General features: G+C 70.2%; 17 protein-coding genes. 3 read left to right on the forward strand and 14 right to left on the reverse strand.

Annotated elements, in window-relative coordinates:
* The first annotated feature begins 357 nt into the window (after nucleotides 1–357).
* Complete coding sequence (locus tag ACFW0G_RS02135; protein ID WP_378322794.1) at nucleotides 358–1,464, forward strand: glycoside hydrolase family 88 protein; 1,107 nt, start codon at nucleotides 358–360, stop codon at nucleotides 1,462–1,464.
* Between the two features lie 38 nt (nucleotides 1,465–1,502).
* On the opposite strand, the gene ACFW0G_RS02140 is transcribed toward ACFW0G_RS02135, so the two are convergent.
* The 6 genes from ACFW0G_RS02140 to ACFW0G_RS02165 all read right to left on the reverse strand — a co-directional run bounded on the left by ACFW0G_RS02140 (nucleotide 1,503) and on the right by ACFW0G_RS02165 (nucleotide 7,226).
* Nucleotides 1,503–2,831, reverse strand: a complete 1,329-nt coding sequence (locus tag ACFW0G_RS02140; protein ID WP_378322795.1) for a DNA polymerase IV — start codon at nucleotides 2,829–2,831, stop codon at nucleotides 1,503–1,505.
* Entirely contained in the window at nucleotides 2,828–3,148 is a 321-nt protein-coding gene (locus ACFW0G_RS02145) for a winged helix-turn-helix domain-containing protein (protein WP_378322796.1), read from the reverse strand. The genes ACFW0G_RS02140 and ACFW0G_RS02145 overlap by 4 nt, the downstream gene beginning before the upstream one ends.
* A complete protein-coding gene (locus ACFW0G_RS02150; RefSeq protein ID WP_378322797.1) occupies nucleotides 3,145–3,786 on the reverse strand; it encodes a hypothetical protein in 642 nt (213 codons plus the stop codon). The genes ACFW0G_RS02145 and ACFW0G_RS02150 overlap by 4 nt, the downstream gene beginning before the upstream one ends.
* Nucleotides 3,787–3,843: 57 nt before the next feature.
* Nucleotides 3,844–4,575 carry an ABC transporter permease gene (locus ACFW0G_RS02155; protein WP_378322798.1) on the reverse strand — a complete coding sequence of 244 codons (732 nt, stop codon included), beginning with the start codon at nucleotides 4,573–4,575 and terminating at the stop codon, nucleotides 3,844–3,846.
* Complete coding sequence (locus ACFW0G_RS02160; RefSeq protein WP_378322799.1) at nucleotides 4,572–5,495, reverse strand: ABC transporter ATP-binding protein; 924 nt, start codon at nucleotides 5,493–5,495, stop codon at nucleotides 4,572–4,574. Before ACFW0G_RS02160 ends, ACFW0G_RS02155 begins: the two co-directional genes overlap by 4 nt.
* A gap of 147 nt (nucleotides 5,496–5,642) precedes the next feature.
* Entirely contained in the window at nucleotides 5,643–7,226 is a 1,584-nt protein-coding gene (locus tag ACFW0G_RS02165) for an alpha/beta hydrolase (RefSeq protein ID WP_378322800.1), read from the reverse strand.
* A 306-nt stretch (nucleotides 7,227–7,532) separates the two neighbouring features.
* Here ACFW0G_RS02165 and ACFW0G_RS02170 point away from each other — a divergent pair, with 306 nt between their 5' ends.
* Nucleotides 7,533–8,717 (forward strand): macrolide family glycosyltransferase, encoded by a 1,185-nt coding sequence (locus tag ACFW0G_RS02170; protein ID WP_378322801.1) that lies wholly within the window; start codon nucleotides 7,533–7,535, stop codon nucleotides 8,715–8,717.
* A gap of 74 nt (nucleotides 8,718–8,791) precedes the next feature.
* Here ACFW0G_RS02170 and ACFW0G_RS02175 read toward each other — a convergent pair whose 3' ends face one another.
* The 5 genes from ACFW0G_RS02175 to ACFW0G_RS02195 all read right to left on the reverse strand — a co-directional run bounded on the left by ACFW0G_RS02175 (nucleotide 8,792) and on the right by ACFW0G_RS02195 (nucleotide 14,527).
* Nucleotides 8,792–10,537, reverse strand: coding sequence for an aminotransferase class V-fold PLP-dependent enzyme (locus ACFW0G_RS02175; RefSeq protein WP_378322802.1), 1,746 nt, complete (start codon nucleotides 10,535–10,537; stop codon nucleotides 8,792–8,794).
* Nucleotides 10,534–11,304 carry an amino acid ABC transporter ATP-binding protein gene (locus tag ACFW0G_RS02180; RefSeq protein ID WP_378322803.1) on the reverse strand — a complete coding sequence of 257 codons (771 nt, stop codon included), beginning with the start codon at nucleotides 11,302–11,304 and terminating at the stop codon, nucleotides 10,534–10,536. Before ACFW0G_RS02180 ends, ACFW0G_RS02175 begins: the two co-directional genes overlap by 4 nt.
* Nucleotides 11,297–12,193 carry an amino acid ABC transporter permease gene (locus ACFW0G_RS02185; RefSeq protein WP_378322804.1) on the reverse strand — a complete coding sequence of 299 codons (897 nt, stop codon included), beginning with the start codon at nucleotides 12,191–12,193 and terminating at the stop codon, nucleotides 11,297–11,299. The genes ACFW0G_RS02180 and ACFW0G_RS02185 overlap by 8 nt, the downstream gene beginning before the upstream one ends.
* Nucleotides 12,180–13,154, reverse strand: a complete 975-nt coding sequence (locus ACFW0G_RS02190; protein ID WP_378322805.1) for an ABC transporter substrate-binding protein — start codon at nucleotides 13,152–13,154, stop codon at nucleotides 12,180–12,182. The genes ACFW0G_RS02185 and ACFW0G_RS02190 overlap by 14 nt, the downstream gene beginning before the upstream one ends.
* Nucleotides 13,155–13,312: 158 nt before the next feature.
* The gene (locus tag ACFW0G_RS02195; RefSeq protein ID WP_378322806.1) at nucleotides 13,313–14,527 is read right to left on the reverse strand and encodes a glycosyl hydrolase family 8; all 1,215 of its coding nucleotides are present in this window, start codon (nucleotides 14,525–14,527) and stop codon (nucleotides 13,313–13,315) included.
* A gap of 154 nt (nucleotides 14,528–14,681) precedes the next feature.
* Here ACFW0G_RS02195 and ACFW0G_RS02200 point away from each other — a divergent pair, with 154 nt between their 5' ends.
* Nucleotides 14,682–15,083, forward strand: a complete 402-nt coding sequence (locus ACFW0G_RS02200) for a TIGR03618 family F420-dependent PPOX class oxidoreductase (protein ID WP_378322808.1) — start codon at nucleotides 14,682–14,684, stop codon at nucleotides 15,081–15,083.
* Here ACFW0G_RS02200 and ACFW0G_RS02205 read toward each other — a convergent pair.
* The 3 genes from ACFW0G_RS02205 to ACFW0G_RS02215 form a co-directional block, all read right to left on the reverse strand.
* The gene (locus tag ACFW0G_RS02205; protein WP_378322809.1) at nucleotides 15,080–16,276 is read right to left on the reverse strand and encodes a GTPase; all 1,197 of its coding nucleotides are present in this window, start codon (nucleotides 16,274–16,276) and stop codon (nucleotides 15,080–15,082) included. The genes ACFW0G_RS02200 and ACFW0G_RS02205 overlap by 4 nt on opposite strands.
* A complete protein-coding gene (locus ACFW0G_RS02210; protein WP_378322810.1) occupies nucleotides 16,273–18,051 on the reverse strand; it encodes an isoniazid inducible protein IniA in 1,779 nt (592 codons plus the stop codon). The genes ACFW0G_RS02205 and ACFW0G_RS02210 overlap by 4 nt, the downstream gene beginning before the upstream one ends.
* A gap of 108 nt (nucleotides 18,052–18,159) precedes the next feature.
* On the reverse strand, nucleotides 18,160–19,254 hold the full coding sequence (locus tag ACFW0G_RS02215) for an IniB N-terminal domain-containing protein (RefSeq protein ID WP_378322812.1): 1,095 nt from the start codon (nucleotides 19,252–19,254) through the stop codon (nucleotides 18,160–18,162).
* Nucleotides 19,255–19,392 lie beyond the last annotated feature (138 nt).

Raw genomic sequence — 19,392 nt, forward strand, 5'->3', positions numbered from 1 at the left:
CCACCACCGTGATCTACACCATTGTAAGCGTGGGCTGCGTCAGTTGTGTATAAGAGCCACCTGGGGGGTTCCCTTGCGGGGGTGGGTGTCGGGGTGCGCCACCCGGACACGCCGATGTGGGACTCGCCGACGCACGCGCCGCTGTCGGCGAGTCCCACGTTCGCCCACGCGAGTTACGCCTCCCATCACGCGAGTTCTCCCTCCAATCACGCGAGTTCTCCTTCCAATCACGCGAGTTCCGCCCCCAAGCACGCACCCGTCCCGGTCACCGGTCTCTTGACACCCTCAGCGGGACGCACGAAAGTCGTTGCGGTATCCCCGTTCCGCCGCCGCGAACCTGCTGAGGAGTACGCGCGAATGCGTTTTCTGGGAAGCCGTGGGCTGATCACGGCGGCGGTGCTGACCGGCACCCTGGTGACGGCCCCGGCCGCCGAGGCGGCACCGGCGTCGTGCGCGGTGGCCGACGCGATGGTGTCCGCCGGGAACCACTGGCTCGAGCACGGGACGGACCTGGCCGCGCCGGACTGGCAGAACGCGACGTTCCACGTCGGGAACCTGGCCACGGTGCGGACGACCGGGGTGTCGAACCACAAGACGCTGCCGTGGGCGAAGGCCAACGGCTACCTCCTGCAGAACGATCCGAAACGCCCGTTCTTCCCGGATTTCGAGGCGGCGGGCGAGGCTTACCTCGACCTGTACACGTATTTCCACCCGGATCCGCCGATCCTCGCCGATCTGCGGGCCCGGATCTCCGCCGAGGTCACCAGTGTCGCGCAGGGCCACGACGACTACTGGAACTACGTCGACGCGCTGAACATGGCGATGCCGTCGTTCGCCAGGATCGGCCTCCTCGACCACAACGAGTCCATTTTGGACACAATGCAGAAGCTGTTCCATCACGCGGAAAAGGAGGTCGGGCTGTTCGACGAGGCCACCGGCCTGTGGTACCGCGACGCGCGCTACGTCGGCACCGGGACGTTCTGGTCGCGTGGCAACGGCTGGGCGCTGGCCGCGCTGACGAAGGTGCTGCAGGTGCTGCCCACGTCGGATCCGCGCCGCCCGGAGTACCTGCGGGTGTTCACGAAGATGGCTAACACGCTGCGGTTCGCGCAGCGCGGTGACGGGTTCTGGAACTCCGATCTCCTACGGCCGTGGCATTACGGCGGCCCGGAAAGCAGCGGGACGGCGATGTTCACCTACGGCCTCGCGTGGGGCGTCAACGCCGGGATCCTCGACGCGGCCCGCTTCCGCCCGGCCGTCGACCGCGGCTGGAAAGCCTTGTCCACCACGGCTTTGCACCCCGATGGCCGCCTCGGTTACGTCCAGCCCGTCGGCGCCGCCCCCGGCCCCGCTAAACCCGCCGACACCGCCGCCTACGGCGTCGGCGCCTTCCTCCTGGCAGGCCAGCAAGTAGCCAACCTCACCCCCGGCTGCGGTCCCGTTCCGGCGACCTCACGTGATTGAGCAGCGCACTCGCGTGATTGAACGGAGATCTCGCGTGATCACGCGAGACACGCGGAGGGGTCGGCGCGGTGGAGGGCCGGGTCGGACTGGGCGAAGGTGCGGACGGTGCCGGGGCCGGAGGTCCGGGTTTCGAAGCGGACGGTGACGCGGCCCTGGCCCGCGCCCTGGATCCAGCCGGTGCCGTGTTCGTCGTGGGCGACGTCGTCGCCGGGGCGCCAGGTGCTGGGGACGTCGGGGGCAGGGGACGGCACGGGGTCGGCGGGAGCCACAGGAGCCGCGGTGGCCGGAGTGTCCGGTGTGGACACTGTCAGGGTGAACAACGCGTCCTGATGCGGCACGGAAAGGCCGCTGAACGCGACCCCGGCCAGCCGCACCCCGCCGAACTCCGCGGGATCCAGCAGCAGCCGTTCCGCGGTGGCGGTGAGCTGGTCGAGGTCGTCGGTCGGCGACGCCGTGGTCTCCGACCGGGTCACCGTGCTCATGTCGGTGTGCCGCAGCTTGATCACCACGGTACGGGCGACCCGCCCCGCCTGCGTCAGCCGCTTGTGCGCCCCGGCGGCGATCGTGCGGATCTCGGCGCGCAACGAAACGAGATCCTTGATGTCGACGTCGAACGTCGTCTCCGCGCTGACCTGCTTGGCCTCACCGCGTTCGGCCACCGGCCGGTCGTCGGCTCCCCCTGCCAACCGTCGCAACTCCCGCCCGACAGCGCCGCCGAGCGTGGCGACGGCGTCCGCTTCGGACAGTGCGGCCAGCTCCCCCAGCGTCTGCACGCCGATGACGCGCAGTTTCGACTCGGCCACCGGGCCGATCCCCCACAACGCCCGCACCGGCAGCGGGGCGAGGAACTCCCGTTCGGTGCCCGGCGGAACCACCAGCAGACCGTCCGGTTTGGCCTCGTCCGAACCGATCTTCGCGACCTGTTTCCCGGTGCCCGCGCCGATCGACGCGACAAGCCCGGTCGCCGAACGGATCCGCGCCCGCAGCCGCTCGCAGAACTCCGTCACCGTCTCGACGCCCGCGCCGGCCAGATCGGGCGGCTCGGCGAAGGCCTCGTCGAGCGAGATCCGTTCGAGCACCGGCGCGAACTCGCCGACGACGTCGAAGACCTCTTTGCTCAGCAGTTCGTACACCCGGAACCGGGGCGGCAGGATCACCCCGCCCGCGGGCAGCAACCGCCGCGCCTGCGACATCGGCATCGCCGACCGCACGCCGTAGACCCGGGATTCGTAGCTGGCCCCGGAAACGACGCCACGCGGCCCAGTCCCGCCGACGACGACCGCGCGCCCGGCCAGCGTCGGCCGGGTCAGCTGCTCGGCCGAGGCGTAGAAGGCGTCGAGGTCGAGGTGGATCACCCAGCGGTTCACTGCCCAGCCCCCGGCACCTCCAGCAGCCGGTGCAACGCACGGGTGTAGTCCTCGAACGCGACCCGCCCGCGTGCGGTGAGCCGCACCAGCGTCACCGGCGTGCGGTGCTCGTAGGCCTTGGTGATCTCGACGTACCCGGCGTCCTCCAGCTTCCGCAGGTGCGTCGAGAGGTTCCCCGGGGTCATGTCGAGCAGCTGCTGCAGGCGCGGGAAGGTGATCTGGTCGTCGGTGTGCAGCCCGGCGAGCGCGACCGTGACGCGCAGCCGCGCCTGCGCGTGGATCACCGGGTCGAGCTGGGGAAGCTCCTGCTCGCTCATCGATTCCGCCCGCGCACCGTGTGCCCGCGCCGCTCCAGCACGACGTACACCAGCGCGGCGAGCAGGAATCCCCCGCCGCCACACAGGCACAGCACCAGGAAGTTACCCGGATATCCGGCGAACACGCTCGCCGCGGCCGAGACGATCATCCACAGGCCGAGGCCGAACTGCAGCTTGTCCTGCCAGATCGCGCCGCCCGCGAGGTAGAGCACGCCGGTCAGCAGCAGCGAACTTCCCGACCACAGCAGGGAAACCGCGCCATCGGGCAGGCCGAGCCGTCCGATCTGGACGTTCACCACCCACAGCCCGAAGTAGCCGATCCCCCAGCTCCAGCCGTACAGCGCGCCACTGAGCCGCGACGGCCCGCGGATCCCCCGGCTCCGGCGGACACCGTAGAACGCGGAATAGCCGATGGCGGCCACGAACAACGCCGCCACCACGACTATCCCGAGCCACACCGGCACGAACGCCCGCGTGATGGCCAGATACAGCAGCCCCCAGCCGACGAGCCAGGCCACACCCCAGACGAGGAGCAGCCGCGCCGGTTCGAACCGCAGTTCCCGGCGCAGCCGCTCCTTCTGCTGAGCGATCAGGTTCAGCGACTCTTCCGCCGACATCGGTTCGGCTTCGTCATCCACCCTGCTCGCCCCTCCTGCCAATGCTGACCCCCAGACAGCACGGAAGTTAACACGTACTCACAGCTTCGCCGTGTCCAGCCGGAACCGCCGCAGCACCACCAGCGCGGGCACCACCAGCCACGCGGCCAGCACCAGTACCGCGATCCCCGTCCCGGAACCGTGGGTGAGCGGCGCCCGGCCGAGGGTGCCCAGCCAGTACGACGGCAGGAAACGCGCGACCGTGCCCATCCAGTCGGGCAGCATCTCCAGCGGCATCCAGAGCCCGCCGAACATGCCCAGCGGCAGCATCAGCGCCCCGGTGACCGCGCCGACGGTGTCGCCCTTGCCGTGCAGTCCGGCCAGCAGGCCCAGTACCGCGAACGGCAGGGCTCCCGCCCACAGCGACACCAGCGCCGCCGCCCACTGAGCCGGTGTGAGGTGTTCGCCGCGGATCAGGCCCGCCGCGAAGATGATCAGGATCACCGGCAGGGCCACGGCCATCGCCGAAAGCACCTTCACCGCGAGGTACCCGGGCGCGCGCATCGGCGTCACCCGCAGCTGACGCTGCCAGCCCTCGGTGCGTTCGGTGGCCACTCGCGCACCGGTGAACAACGCGCCGGTCATCGCCCCGTACGCCGCCATGTTGACCATCGTGACGACACCCGCCTTGACGCCGTCGGGCGTGACGTTGTCGCCGAACAGCCCGCCGAAGAGCAGGAACATCACCAGCGGCATGCCGATGGTGAAGATCGCGAACTGCGGGCTGCGCGCGATGCGCAGGATCTCCAGGCGCAGGTAGGTCGCGTTCATCGGAGGGCTCCCTGCGGCTCGGCGGCGTCGGACGTCAGCGCGAGGAACGCGTCCTCCAGCCCGACGGCGGTGATCTCGATGTCGGCCGCGAGCGGGAACGCCGCCAGCAGCCCGCGGATGGCGGCGTCGGAATCGGCGCACGCGAGTTCGGCGCGGTCCCCGCGCAGCCGCGCGGTGGACACCCCCGGGATCGCGGCCAGCCCGGCCTCCGACGCGCCGGGCACGACGGCCCGCAGCACCCGGCCCGCGACGGCGGCCCGCACCTGGGCGACCGGCCCGTCCGCGACGATCCGGCCGTGCCGCATCAGCACGACGCGGTCGGCGTAGTCCTCGGCCTCGGCGAGGTAGTGGGTCGCGAACAGCACCGTCCGGCCGGAGGCGGCGAACTCCCGCATCGACGTCCAGAACTCGCGCCTGCCGTCGACGTCGAGCGCGGCCGTCGGCTCGTCGAGCACCAGCAGGTCCGGATCCCCCGCCAGCGCCATCGCGAACCGGACCCGCTGCTGCTGGCCGCCGGAAAGCTTGCCGCAGCGCCGGTTCGCGAAGCCGGTGATCCCGGCCCGTGCCATGACGTCCTTCGCCGGAAGCGGCCGCTCGTGCGTCGAACGCACCAGCGCGACGTGCTCGGCCGCGGTCAGGTCCCGCAGCAGAGTCCCGTTCTGCACCATCGCGGCCATCCGGCCCTTCTCCACCGCCGTCCTCGGCTCGCCGCCGAAGACCCGGACCTCCCCCGCGTCCGGCCTGGCGAGGCCGAGCAGCAGGTCGACCGTGGTCGACTTGCCCGCGCCGTTGGGCCCCAGCAACGCGACGACCTCGCCACGCGCGACCTCGACGGAGACCCCGTCCACCGCCAGTACGTCGCCGAACCGCCTGGTCAGACCGTGCAGACTGAACGCGGGCCCCTCGGTTTCCGCCCCCATGCTTTCCCCCTTGAACCACTCTGAACCACAAAGTCGATGGGCACTTTGTAACACAAAGCTCCCTGCGGAGAAAAGCGACAGTGGCCCCGGACACCACGAACGCCCCGGCGACACGAGGTCGCCGGGGCGTTCTACGCACTCAGGAGGTCAGCCGAAGAGGGGCTGCTCCACCCGCGCGCTCTGCTTCGCGGGCACCTCCGACTTGGCCGCCGTCGGCGGGGGCGGCGTCGGCTGCGGCAGCGGCGCGCATTCGACGTCGGCCGTACGCCCCGGCTTGCGGTCCGGCAGCTTGCCCGTGGCGAGGTAGTCGGCGATCTTGTTGTCCACACAGGCGTTTCCGCGCGGCGTGATCGCGTGACTCGTCCCGCCCGGCTCGGCGATCAGCACCGCGCCCGGGAAGCGGCTGCGCACCTCGAGGCTGCCTTCGAACGGCGTCGCCGCGTCGAGCGTCTCGTCGATCATCAGCACGCTCTCGACACCCTTGCCCTGCACGTTCACCGGCTTGCCCGGCTTCACCGGCCAGTTCGTGCACGGCGCGTTGTACCAGGCGTTCTGCCAGGTGAAGTACGGCGCCTTGGTGAAGGTGCGCCAGTTGTCGGCACGCCAGCGGTTCCAGCTGGCAGGCCACTGGACGTCGGTGCACTGGACGGCGAGGTAGACGGCGTAGCCGTTGTCGTCGCCGCGGCCGCCGAAGTTCTCGTACAGCGTCTTCAGGTTCTGCCAGTCACCCTTGTTGACGTACCGCGAAAGCGCGTCACCGAGCAACGTCCAGCGCAGCTGGTAGTACCCGGCCTGCTGGAAGACGTCGATCAGCTCGTCCGGCCCGATCACGCCACCGGCGGGGTTGAACGAGGCCTTGAGCAGCTGCTCATCGAACACCCGCTTGACCGCGTCCTGGGTGGTGCCGAGGTGATAGACGTCGTCGTGCTTCGCGACCCAGCCGAACCAGATGTTGAGGTTGACGTCGAAGGCGACGTCCTGGTTCAGGTTGGCCTTGTACCAGACGTCGCGCGGGTCGACCGTGGAGTCGAGGATCATCCGGCGCACACGCTGCGGGTACGTCGTCCCGTAGACCTGGCCGAGGTAGGTGCCGTAGGAGTACCCGTAGAAGTTCACCTTCTCGGCGCCGAGCGCGGCACGGATGCTGTCCATGTCGCGCACGGTGTCGGTGGTCTTCATGTTCTCCAGCAACGCGCGCGGGTTCTTCTTCCCGCAGGCCTCGGCGTACGCCTTGGTCCGGTCCAGCCAGACCTTCTCCATGCCCGGGGTCAGCGGGAGATAGTTCGGCCGGTTGTAGTCCGCGTAGTTCGGCTCGCACGACAGCGCGGGCTTGCTGCTCCCGACACCCCGCGGATCGAAGCCGATCCAGTCGTAGGCGTCACCGGCGTGGTTCGGCACCCGCTTGCCCGCCAGCGCGAGCCGCAGCCCGGAAGCGCCGGGGCCGCCAGGGTTGGTGAGCATGACGCCCTGGTACTGGGCCTCCGGCGTCTTGTGCTGGATCCGGCTCAGCGCGAGCTGGATCTTCTCGCCCGATGGCTTGGCGTAGTCGACCGGAACCGAGAGGTAGCCGCATTGGGCGCCGGCGGCCGTCAGTGCCTGGTCGGCGCAGGCGCCCCAGGCGATCGGGGATGGCGCTGCGGCGGGCGCGGGGTCGGCGCTCGCGGCCGGGGCGACCGCCAGCGTCGAGGCCAGCGCGGCAGCGGCCACCGCGGCGAAAACAGCTCGTCTCACGAATTTCTCCCTTTCTCCCACAGTGGAAGCGGGTGCACCATAAACCGGACCGGCCGCCCGCGGACGGCTTCGCGGCGTAGTTGGGCCGAAAGCCCTACTAAAGATGGACGGGAAGTCCGGATCAATCCGGCAAAAAACCGATTGGCGAGCAGCCCCGGGTACAGATACGGTGAACGCCATGTTGATCTACTTCGCGCGCTTGCGGCTGTCCTGAGACGGCGTGACCGCCGGGCCCCCGCCATCGGATGAGGCCCCTTCTTCTGCACGCCGTCCACGCACTTCTTCCGTTCTCGGTAAAGGACTTTCATGCGTTCGCAGAAGCACATAGCCATGATCGGCTGCACCGCGCCGAGCCACATCTACCCGTCACTGGGCGTCATCCGCGAGCTGGTCGCCAGGGGCCACCGGGTCAGCTACGTGATCGGTGAACCGCTGGCCGGCCTGGTCGCCCCGACCGGCGCGGAGGTCGTCACCCATCCGACGACCTTCCCGCTCGGCGAGGCCGCCGTGTGGCCGGAGGAACCCGCCGAAGCCATGCGTGTGTTCCTCGACGAGGCCATCGCGATCTTCCCGCGGCTGACCGAGGTCTACGACCACGACCGGCCCGACCTGCTGCTCTACGACATCGGCGGCCTGCCCGCCCCGGTGCTCGGGCGGCGCTACGACGTCCCGGCGGTCCAGCTGTCGCCGACGCTCGTGGCGTGGGAGGGCTACAACGAGGACATGGCGGAGGTTCTGGAACCGATCAGGAACTCACCGTCCGGAAAGGACTATCATGCTGCTTATTCTGTTTGGCTGAAGGAAAACGGCATCGACCAGGACCCGTGGGACTGGATTTCGCTGCCGGAGCACGTGCTCTCGCTGATCCCGAGGGCGATGCAGCCCAACGCCGGCCGCGTCTCCGGCGCCGTGCGGTTCGTCGGGCCGTGCCTGGACGAGCGCAGGCTCGCCGACCGGAGCTGGACCCCGCCCACCGACGGGAAACGGGTCCTGCTCGTGTCCTTCGGCACGGCGTACAACGATCAGCTCGATGTCTATCGCGCATGCATCGAGGCGTTCGCCGGCTCGAGCTGGCACGTCGTGATGTCGATCGGGAAGCACGTCGACCCTGCCGACCTCGGGCCGCTGCCGGCGTCGTTCGAGGCGTATCCGCAGGTCCCGCAGCTCGCGGTGCTCGACGCGGCGTCGGCGTTCATCACGCACGCCGGGATGGGTGGCTGCACGGAATCGCTGTGGTACGGCGTGCCGACCGTGGCGATCCCGCAGGCCGCCGACCAGTTCGGCAACGCGGCGAAGCTCGAGGAACTGGGCGTCGGCAAGCATCTGCCCGCCGAGGAGGTCACCGCCGAAACGCTGCGGTCCGCCGTCGACGAGGTGGCGGGCTCTCCCGCCGTCGCCGCGCGGCTGGCCGAGCTGAAGGCGGAGATCCGTTCCCACGGCGGTGTTCGCGCCGCCGCCGACGCCGTCGAGTCCTATGTGGACCTGAACTGAAGGGGACTTTCCTCCGATAGCACCCGCTGAAGGGGACTTTCGTCGCATCGCATGCGACGAAAGTCCCCTTCAGCTCACGTGCCCCGGGTTTCGTTGAGGTAGTTGTAGATCGTGTACCGGGTCACGTCGAGCTGCCCGGCCAAGTGGTCGACCGCGTCCTTGATGAGGAAGAACCCCGCCTCGTCCAGCTCACGGACCACCGCGGCCTTGTGCTGTTTCTTCATCAGCTCCACCGGGATCCCGGCCTTGCCGACCGCGCGTTCGACGAGGTACCGCTGGAGGCTGTCCACGTCCGGCGGGAAGGTTTCCCGCTGCGGCGTCTCGGTTCCCTCCGCGCCGGTGAGTTCGCTGTTGACGCACAGGCAGCCGATCGCGACGCCCTCGGCGTCCCGCAGGAACAGCGTCGACGAGCGGATCGCGCGGCCGTCCGGTCCGTGGGTGCGGTAGTTCGTCAGATCCTGTGTCGTGCCACGACGGACGAGGCCCAGCAGCAGATCGGTCATCGGCCCGCCGACGGTCCGGCCGGTCAGTTCCCCGGCGATCGCGATGATCGAGTCCGGCAGCCTGCTCAGGTCGTGCAGCAGCACCTCGTTGCCCGGCCCGAGCATCGCGGCGAGGCCGTGCACGGCGGGGATCAGGGCGGTGAGCAGCTCCGGCGACGCGGGAGCCTCCCCCGGCGCGGCGGGGACGGCGTTCGGCACGACCGTCCGAACAGGACGGTGGAGCCGGTCGAGGGACGACCGCAGCAGTTCCGCGGCCGCCGCCGGGGTCGAGGCATGCGGCGAGAGACGGACGTGGTCGGGACGCACCGTCGCGGCGATGCCGTCCGCCGAAAGCGCGGCGCCGACCTGCTCGGCCGGATGACCCGGCAGGCTGAACGCGAAGATGCCCGCGCGGCGCTCTGTGGCCGAAACGATTTCGGCGCCGAAGGACTTCGCCACGTCCTCCAGTTCCCCGACCCGTTCAGCGATGCGCGCGGCGATCGCGCCGACCCCGGCCTCCTCGACCAGTTCCAACGCGGCGGCGAACGCGCCCGACGTCACCGGGCTGAGGTTGCTGATCGACCAGGCCGCCGCCATCGGGTCGGCGTCGTGGATCTCGTCGTCGAACAGGCCAGGGTCCCGCGCGCCGGTCCACCCGGACAGCACCGGGTCCATGCGCTCCAGCGCGCGGTCGGACAGCACCGCGAACCCGGTTCCCCAGCCCGCGCGCAGCCACTTCTGCCCACCGACGACGAGGACGTCCGCGACCTCCCACGGTGCCTCGGTGACACCGAAGCCCTGGATGCCGTCCACCACCAGCAACCGATCGCCGACTACGTCGCGCAACGCGGCGAGGTCGGCGCGATAGCCCGTGCGGAAGTCGACCGCGCTGACCGACACCATCGACGTCTCCTGCGTCAGTTCGGCGGCGACGGCCTCGGGAGTGACGTAACCCCGCGGCGGACGCATCCGCCGCACGGTGAGGCGACCGGCCTGCTCGGCCCGCGCCCATGGGTAGGTGTTCGCCGGGAACTCCCCCGCGGACACCAGCGCCTCGCCGCCGGGCGCGTTGAACGCCGCCTGGAACAGGCCGAGGCTGGTGTGCGGCAGCAGCACGGTGTGGTCGGTGTCGCTGCCGCACAGCCGCGCCGCGGCCGCCTTGGCACGGATCTCCTGCCGCATCAGCTCGTCCACAGTGGACGGACCGGCGGTCGTCGTCTGGTCTAGCAGGCGCGCGGTGGTGTCCAGCACGGCGTGCGAGGGCGGGCCGAAGCGCGCGAAGTCGAGATATCCCGCGGGCTCGTCGAACTGCAGCAGGTATCGGGGCGAAATCCTCATGACGCGAGAACCCGGGCCAGGAACTGCCGGGTGCGCTCGTGTTTCGGCGCGCTCAGCACCTCGCCCGGCGGGCCGGTCTCCACCACGGCGCCGTCGGCCATGAAGACCACTTCGTCGGCGGCTTCGGCGGCGAAGCCCATCTCGTGTGTCACGACCACCATCGTCATCCCCTCCGCGGCCAGCGTGTTCATCACCGCCAGCACCTCCCCGACCAGCTCCGGATCCAGCGCCGACGTCGGCTCGTCGAACAACATCAGCTTCGGCTTCATCGCCAGCGACCGCGCGATCGCCACCCGCTGCTGCTGCCCGCCGGACAGCTGCGCCGGGTACGCGTCCGCGCGATGTGCGAGGCCGACGCGCTCCAGCAGCTCCAGCGCTTCCTCCCGCGCAGTGTCCGGTTTGGACCCGAGCACGCGGACCGGGCCCTCGATCACGTTGTCCAGCACGGTCCGGTGCGCGAACAGGTTGAACCGCTGGAACACCATCCCGATGTCGCGCCGCTGCCGGGCGACGTCGCGTTCCTTGAGTTCGTACAGTTTCCCGTCGCGCAGCCGGAAGCCGATCGGCTCGCCGTCGACCCAGATCTGCCCGGCGTCGATGGTCTCCAGATGGTTGATGCAGCGCAGGAACGTGCTCTTGCCCGCGCCGGACGGCCCGAGCAGGCAGACGACCTGTCCTTTATGGACTTCCAGATCGATGCCCTTGAGCACCTCGGTATGCCCGAAGGACTTGCGGACGCCGACAGCGCGCAGCAGTGGCTCAGACACGGGACCCCCTCGTCAGCGGCGCGCCCTTCAACGCTTTCGCCGCGCGCGCCATCGGCCCTCGATCGGAGGCGTCGAAGGCGCGTTCCAGATAGTGCTGGCCGACCCCGGCGACGGTGACCACGACCATGTACCAGATCGCGGCGGCGAGCAGCGTTTCCATCACCAGCAGGTTGTTCGAGGAGATGTTGTTGGCCGCGTGGATCAGCTCGGTCACCCCGATCACCGACGCCATCGACGTCCCCTTGAGCATGTTGATGAAGTCGTTGCCGGTCGGCGGGATGATGACCCGCATCGCCTGCGGCAGCACGACGCGGCGCAGCGTCGCGCCCGGCGTCATGCCGATCGACTTCGCCGCCTCGGTCTGTCCACTGTCGACACTGTTCAGCCCGGCGCGGACGATTTCGGCCATATACGCGCTTTCGTTGAGCGCGAGGCCGAGCAGCGCGGCGGTGAACGCGCTGATCAGTACGTTCGTCTGCTCGTGGAGCAGGTAGCCGCCGAAGGGCAGCGGGATCGAGATCGTCGGGAAGATCAGCGCGAGGTTGTACCAGATCAGGATCTGCAACAGCACCGGAAGACCGCGGAAGAGCCAGATGTAGCCCGCGGCGAACCAGCGTGCGACCGGATTGGCGCTGCGGCGCAGCAACGCGATCACGATGCCGATGACGATCGCCGCCGCCTGCGCGATCACCGCGAGCACCACGGTGTTGAGCAGGCCGACGGCCATCACCCGGTACCACAGGAAGTCCGGGACCTGGTCCCAGGCGATCTGCGCGTTGCCGAGCGCGATCCCGAGCAGGACCAGCAGCGCGAGAATGACGGCCGCGCTGCCCCAGCGGCCCCAGTGCCGGAGCCGGACGATCGGCAAGGGCGTGTCAGCTCCCGCCATTGACCCGCACCTCCTTGACCGCGCCCTGCTCGACGCCCCACGCCTGGAGGATCTTGCCGTACGTACCGTCGGTCACCAGCGCCTGCAACGCCTTCTGGACGGCGTCGGTCAGCGGCTTGTTCTGCTTGTTTATGCCGAGACCGTAGGGCCCGCCGTTGATCGGCTCGCCGGGGACGACCTCGAAGAACTTGCCCTCGCCCGCGGTCCGGGAGATGTAGACGGCGCTGGGCAGGTCGTTGAGGATCGCGGCGACGCGGCGGGTGCGCAGCTGGTTCTGGTTCTGCGTGTCGCTGTCGGTCGCGGTGACGGTGATCGCCTGCTTGCCCGCCGCGGTGCACTTCCCGCTCTGCTCGGTGGCGAACTTCTGGTGGCTGGTGCCCTGCACGAGCGCGACGTTCTTGCCGCACAGCGTGTCCGGCCCGGTGATGCCCTCGGGGTTGCCCTTGGCGACCATGATCGTGATGCCCGAGGAGAAGTAGTCGACGAAGTCGATCTGCTCCTGGCGGGCCTTGGTGTCGTTCATCGCGGCCATGGTCAGGTCGACGCGGCCGGACTGGAGGCTGGTGATGAGCGAGCCGAACGCCATGTCCTGGTGGGTGACCGTGACACCGAGCTTGGCCGCGATCGCCTTGGCGAGGTCGACCTCGTAGCCGATCGGGGTCTTGCCGTCGGCGGAGTAGAAGTTGTTGGGCGCGGACTGGATGTTCGAGGCCAGGTTCAGCACGCCGGCCTGCTTGACGTTCGCGGGAAGCGCCTCCTTCAGCGCGGGGTCCGGCTTCACCGCGGCGAGGAGCGCGGCGTTGTCGGGGATCGCCGACGGGGCCGCCGCGGCCTGGGACTTGCCGCCCGCACCGTCCGGTCCGCCTCCGCAGGCGGCAGCGCCCAACGAGACCAGCGCGATCAGCCCGCCCAGTGCGGCGACACGCCAGGGACGGGTACGGGACGAGGGGACCGGCGGCATGACGACCTCCAAGGTGGGGCGCTCGGATGGAGGCACGCTACAACTCGTTGTTGAAGCCGTCAACGTCGTGTTGAAAGATACTGAGGGGGACTCTCGCCGCATGCGATGCGAGGAAAGTCCCCCTCAGCGCGTCTCGTGCGAGGAAAGTCCCCTTCAGCTCAGGCCGCGACGTAGTTGCCGGAGAGGATGAGCAGGACCTGCACGGTGATCCCGGTGCCGTAGTAGTCCTTGTTGTCCGGCGCGAACGACGTGAGCTGGGTGAACAGCTTGTCCAGCCAGGCCTGGGAGGCCGGGTCGGCCATCGCCGCGACGGCGAACGACGCGGTGAAGCACGGGTGCTGGCCGCTTTCGGTCTTCGAGCCGGACAGCGAGTAGCCGGTGGTGATCTTGGCCGGGTCACCGCCGGTCGCCTGCTTGATCCAGGCGTTCATCTTCCGCACCTGGCCGGCCGCCGCACTGCCCGCCGCCGTGATCGCGTCGGCGCTGAGGCGCCACGGGTCCCGGCAGGCGTTCCAGCTGTACTTGCCGTCGTTCGGGCCCTCCAGGAAGTTCGCCCCGGCGGGTTTCGGCGTCGAGTTGGTGTTGACCACGAAGTCCGGCAGCAGCCCGGTGTTCGGGGCGTTGTTCTGCTGCAGCGTCGAGACAGCGCTTTCATGCTTGGCGCGGATGGTGTTCCACTCGCTGTCGCCGGTCGCCTTGGCGAACGCGCGGAAGTGACCCGGCATCCAGTCCGAGGACCGGGAGCTGTTGATGTACTTGCCATCGGTGGCCCAGTCGCCGAGGCGCATGTACTTCGTGCTCGGGTTGACTTCGCTCTTCTTGATCGCGTTGATGATCCGGACAGCCTCGGCCTTGTAGTTCACCGAACCGCCGCTGCCCCACTTCTTGTCGGCGACGAGCAGGCCGTAGGCGATCTCCAGATCGCCGTCGGTGGCCGAGTCGCTCCCGTTGACGCTCTTGCAGTTGGCGTCCTGTTCGGCGGCGTGCAAATCCTTGTTGTTGACCGAAGGATGCGCTTTCACGAACTTCAGGATGCCGTCGACGATGCCGCGCGCCTGCGGGTCCTTCTCCGCCATCATGGCCGCGATGCTCAGGCCGTAGCCCTGCCCCTCCGCGACGAAGGCGTGGTCGGCGTCGGGCGCGAGCACCGCGTACGTGCCGCTGCCGCATTTGGTGGTGAGGAAGTGCTGCTTCCAGAACGAGTAGTACTTCTGCAGCGCCTCGTCCTGCGCTGCCTGCGAAGCGGACGGCCGCAGAGTGCCTGGCACGTAAGGAGTTCCACCCGAGGGCGCCGCGACGGCCTGAGTCGGTATGCCCAGCAGGCCCACCGCGAACGCGGCCACCGCCGCCAGTGCCCGGACAGGTCTTTTCATCGTTCCTCCGTAGGACTTCGTCGGCTGCGGCGGCGATGCGTCCGAGGTTGACAGAAAGGTCAAGAGAACGTCAAGACTGTTAGGAAACTTTCTTTACGATTAACCTGTGCCACACCCTCCGGGCCGCTACCCCGAACGGGCTAGCGTTGCGGCCATGACGATCGACCTCACCGGGCATGGCCCGGACTTCGCGCGGTTCTGGACCGAACGGCGGCTGGCCACGCTGAGCACGGTCCGGCCGGACGGCACCCCGCACGTCGTCGCGGTCGGGGTGACCGTCGATTTCGCTGCCGGGATCGCGCGGGTGATCACGTCCGGCTCGTCACGCAAGGCCCGGCTGGTGCGCGCGGCGGGTGCGGACGGCGCGGCCGTGGCGGTGTGCCAGTTCGAGGGCCGCCACTGGTCCACTTTGGAGGGACGGGCGGTGCTGCGCGAGGACGCCGACGCGGTGCGGGACGCGGAAAACCGTTACGCGGCAAGGTATCGACAGCCACGAGTGAACCCGAACCGGGTCGTCATCGAAATCGCGGTGACCCGCGTACTCGGCAACGCCTAAGCGAACACCGCGGCGAGCACACCCTCGGCGCTGCGCACGACGACGTGGGCGGCCGCGCGGTCGGCACGCGGGCGGTCCGGGCGCTCCGCCTCGTGGCGCCACCGCCGGATCGCGTCCAGCCCCGCGGCGTGGACGTCGGCCGGGTGCACCTCCGGCGGGAGCCCGAGCCGTTCGCCCGCCGAGGTGCCCTGCGCGCCGAGCAGCCGGACGGCTTCCTCGGCGGCTTCCCCGGTCAGCGCCGTCCGCCCGCCGCGGATGTCGGCGATGAGCCGCAGCTCGCGGAAGTCGTGACACGCGGCGGCGAACCGTTCGACGCGGGCCGCGAGCCGGTCGGTGTGCGGGCGGGGTTCTCCGCGCAGCAAGGATTCCAGGTACAGCACGGCGGTCCGCGCCTTGAGCACCTCGGCACGAGCGACGAAACAGCTCGCGATCGTGTCCCGCAGCTCGCCGAGGCCACTGCGGCGGACGAGTTCCGCGGACAGCCGCATCCTGCTGTCGCAGCCGGTCCGGATGAGGGTCGCGGCGAGCCGGACGCCGTAGAGCCCGAAGCGGGTCAGCAGCGCACGCCGGGTCTCGGCGGGCAGCCCCACCGGGAACGGGTCCGCGATGAACGCGTCCACCGACAGCAGATGCCGGTCCAGTTCGGCCCTCGGCACGGCACCCAGCGCCGCGAGGAGGTCGAACTCGTCGTCACGCAGGGCGCGCCCCGCGTAGGCGAGCTGCCCGGCGACCGCGATCACGCCCTGGAACCCGCTGCACTGCGGGTCTTCGCGCCACGCCCGCCTGGCGAGCTGTTTCGCGTTCAGCAGCGCGTCGATCCGGCCCGCACCGACCTCGTCGGCCCGTGCCAGCACGAGGATCGTGTTCACCGCGCTCTGCCGCGCGAAAGCCGAACCTCCGTCCGGCCGCGCGGCGGCCAGCTCGTCCGGTTCGAGATGCCGGATCAGCCGCACGGTCGCGTCGGTCGGCGTCGCGGGATCGTCGAGCAGGGTGACCTCGCGCAGCGCGCGGGTCGGCCATTCGCCGAGTGCGGCGGCCAGCGTCGACTTCCCGGCACCCGCCGGACCGGTGAAGCCGACGCGCAGCGGTTCGTCCCAGCTGTCCAAAAAGGAGCGAAGCGGCCCCGCCGCGCGCGGATTGTCGTGGTACAGCGCGGCCGCGTCGGCGAGCAGGGCACGGACGTCTTCCGTCACGCCGGTAGCTCCCGCGGCATCCGACCGGCGAGCAGGCCCAGTTCCCCTGCCCGCTTGTGCAGGGCGGCGAGCCGGTCGATCTCCCGCCGCAGCGCCGCGGACCGGCGTTCCCGCTCGGCCGAACCCGCGATGATCGTCTCGCGTTCGGCGGTGAGTTCCTCGGAAAGTTCCTCGGCCAGTTCGGTGAAGTGATCGCGCAGCCGCCGCTGCACCAGCCGGATCGCGTCGCGGGATTCCTTGGAAAACCGCAGGAAGACGTCGTCGACGTGGCGTTGCGCGGCCGCCTTCGCGGCGGCCTGGCGGCGCTGCAGCCGCATCCCGCCCTCGTCGTGGATGGTCTTGGCGGCGAACGCGGCACCGGCACCGATGGATACCGGGTTGATCAGCGGCATCCCGGCAAGACTGGTGACCAGGCCGAACATCAGCACCCCACCGTACGAACCACGCAGCCCGGTGAACGCTTTCTGGCCGATCTTGAACCGCTCGATCCGTGGCGAGCCGACGTCCCCGATCGTCGACGCGCCGGAGTCCTCCAGACGGAGTTCCGGCAGTTCGCGTTCGTACCGGGTACCGAAGACCGCGGCGACGGCCTGCGCGATCCACTCCGCACGCGCGGCCATCCAGCCGTAGTTGGTCTCGACCGCGTCGGCGAGGGTTTCGTCCAGCCAGGCGGCGAAATCCGGCCAGACCTTCGCCGGGTCGCCCTCGTCGAAGGTGCGGTCGATGTGCTGCACGATCTTCCTGGTGCGTTCCCGCAGGTCGTATTCGGCGTCGGCGCTCAGGTCGGCGATCTCGTCGGCGAGCAGGTTCTGCCACTTCAGGTTCTGTTTGCGCAGCTCGTCGCCGCGGCGCTGCGCGCGGTTGAGCAACGTGGTCGGGTCGACCCCGGCGTCCTGGCCGGCGGCCTCGGCCCGCGTGCGCAGGGTGTCGACGAGTTCCGCCGCCGCGGCCCGCACACCGACCGCCGCGAGCAGCGCCATCGACTGCTCGGCACCCCGCGTGCTCTGCTCCGCGATCCACGCCAGCAACGCGGGAAACCCGGACTGCGCGTTGAGTTCCACGTCACCCGCCTTCGCGGCGGCCTGGCGGACCACGGCGGAAACGGGCAGGACCGGCGCGTCGATCCCGGCCTCGGCGAGCGCGGCGCGGTCGCGTTCGGCCACCGCGCGCCAGCCGGGGCAGACATCGATCTTGGTCAGCGCCAGCACGACGTGCGGGCACCAGGTCCGGACGTGCCGGGCCAGCGCGAGTTCCGCGGCGGTGAGCGGTGCGGTGGCGTCGGAAACGAGCAGCACCGCGTGCGCGTCGGCGAGGACGTCGAGCGCGGCCGCGGTGCGCGGGGACTGCGGGTCACCGACAGCGGGAGTGTCGATCAGCACGAGTCCCGCCGACAGCAGCTCGCGCGGGACGCCGACCTCGACGCGGCGCAGCGTCCCGGCCGGGCGCGCGCCGAGTTCGCCGGTCAGCCGCTCGACGGCGACCGGGATCCGTTCCCGGGCCTGGCCGACGAGCGTGGCCCCGGGTTCGGGGGCGTAGCCGATCTCGGTCGGCACCGAGGGGGTGGCCGCGTCGCCGACCGCGCAGACCGGCGCGTTCAGCACCGCGTTGAGCAGATAACCCTTGCCCTGCTTGGGAAAACCGAGCACGGCCAGCCGTGTGCGGCCGGGATCGGCGTCACGTCTTCTGCGCAGCCGTTCGGCGAGATCCGCGCGGCCGTGGGCACGACAGGCGGCCAAGGTCTCGTCGAGGACCTCGAGCCAGGCGGGGACGGTCACGACGAAGGAGTGTCCCCCCTCCCGGATCGCGCCGCACAACGGGGACCGGCCCCGCGGCCGGAAGCGAGCCGCGGGGCCGGGGTTCCACGATCGGTGATCGTGGCCGGATCAGAACGAGATGTGCAGGTCGTTGCCCGAGCCGATGTCGCCGGTGTGGACGTTGCCGATGTCGTTGTGCCCGAGGTCGTTGCAGTTGCCGACGTGGGAGACCACATCGTGGACGTCGGAGACGCCCGCACCGTTGCCGATAGCGCCGGTGACGTCACCGACACCGTTGTGCGCGACGCCGACGGCGTTGTGCGCGGCGTCGACACCGTTGTGCGCGGCGTTGGCGATCTGCGAGCCCGCGTTCCCGGCCAGGTCACCGCCGAGGTGCTTGACGTCGAGGTCGCCGGCGTTCGGCAGCCCACCGGTCAGGCCGCCGATGTGACCACCGACACCGCCAAGGGCGCCGGTCACGTCGCCCACGCCCGGGGCGTGCCCGCCGAGGTCGCCGACCGGGTTCGGCAGCTCGCCCGGGACGGGCAGGCCCGCGCCCTGCGTGGCACCGGCCAGGTCGCCACCGACGTGCTGGGCCTGGCCCACGGCGTTGTCGAGGCTGTAGTTGGCCTGCCCCACGGCGTTGTTGACGCTGAAGTTGGCCTGGCCGACCGGGTTGGAGTCGATGCCGTGCGCGAGGTCACTCGCGTAGCCGAAGGCACCGGTCGGGTTGTGCGCGAGCGCGGTGACACCGGCGGCGGCGTTCGTCACGTCGGCCTCGCCCGGCAGCTGCGGCAGCGCCGGGGCGTGCAGGCCGAGGTCGGGGGTGCCGGGGACGGCGGGAACGCCGGGCACGGACGGGACGCCGGCCGGGACCGACGGCAGGCCGGGCAGCTCGGCACCCGGCAGCTCCGGCGCGGCGGGCAGGCCGAGACCCGCGGTGAGCGCGTGCAGCTGGGCGATGGCGCCCTGGAGGCCCTCCTGCGGGACGTCGGCGCGCTCGGTGAGGTCACCGAACTGCGGGACACCGCCGAGGCCGTTCGGGTTGTCGACCGGGACGTAGTCGAGCACCAGCGGGATGACCTCGTGCACGTCGGCGGCGCTGACGTCGCCGAGCCCGGCGGCGGCGAGCGCCTGCTGCGGGTCGGAGCCGAACGCCTGCAGCGCGGCCGGGTTCGAGAGCAGGTTGAGGGTGAAGTCGTGCAAGGTCTGCACGGAGCTCATGAGGAATTCTCCTGTGGGGAAGGTCCGATGGGACGGGGACGGCGAGGACCGTCGCTGGTCTCCGCGTGTCGATCAAGCTAGGGAAGACCGGCCCCGGGGCACATCGGGGATTACTCCGAGTCGTCGTTCGGTCAGCCA

The organism is Amycolatopsis sp. NPDC058986, assembly GCF_042741125.1.
Classification (GTDB): domain Bacteria; phylum Actinomycetota; class Actinomycetes; order Mycobacteriales; family Pseudonocardiaceae; genus Amycolatopsis.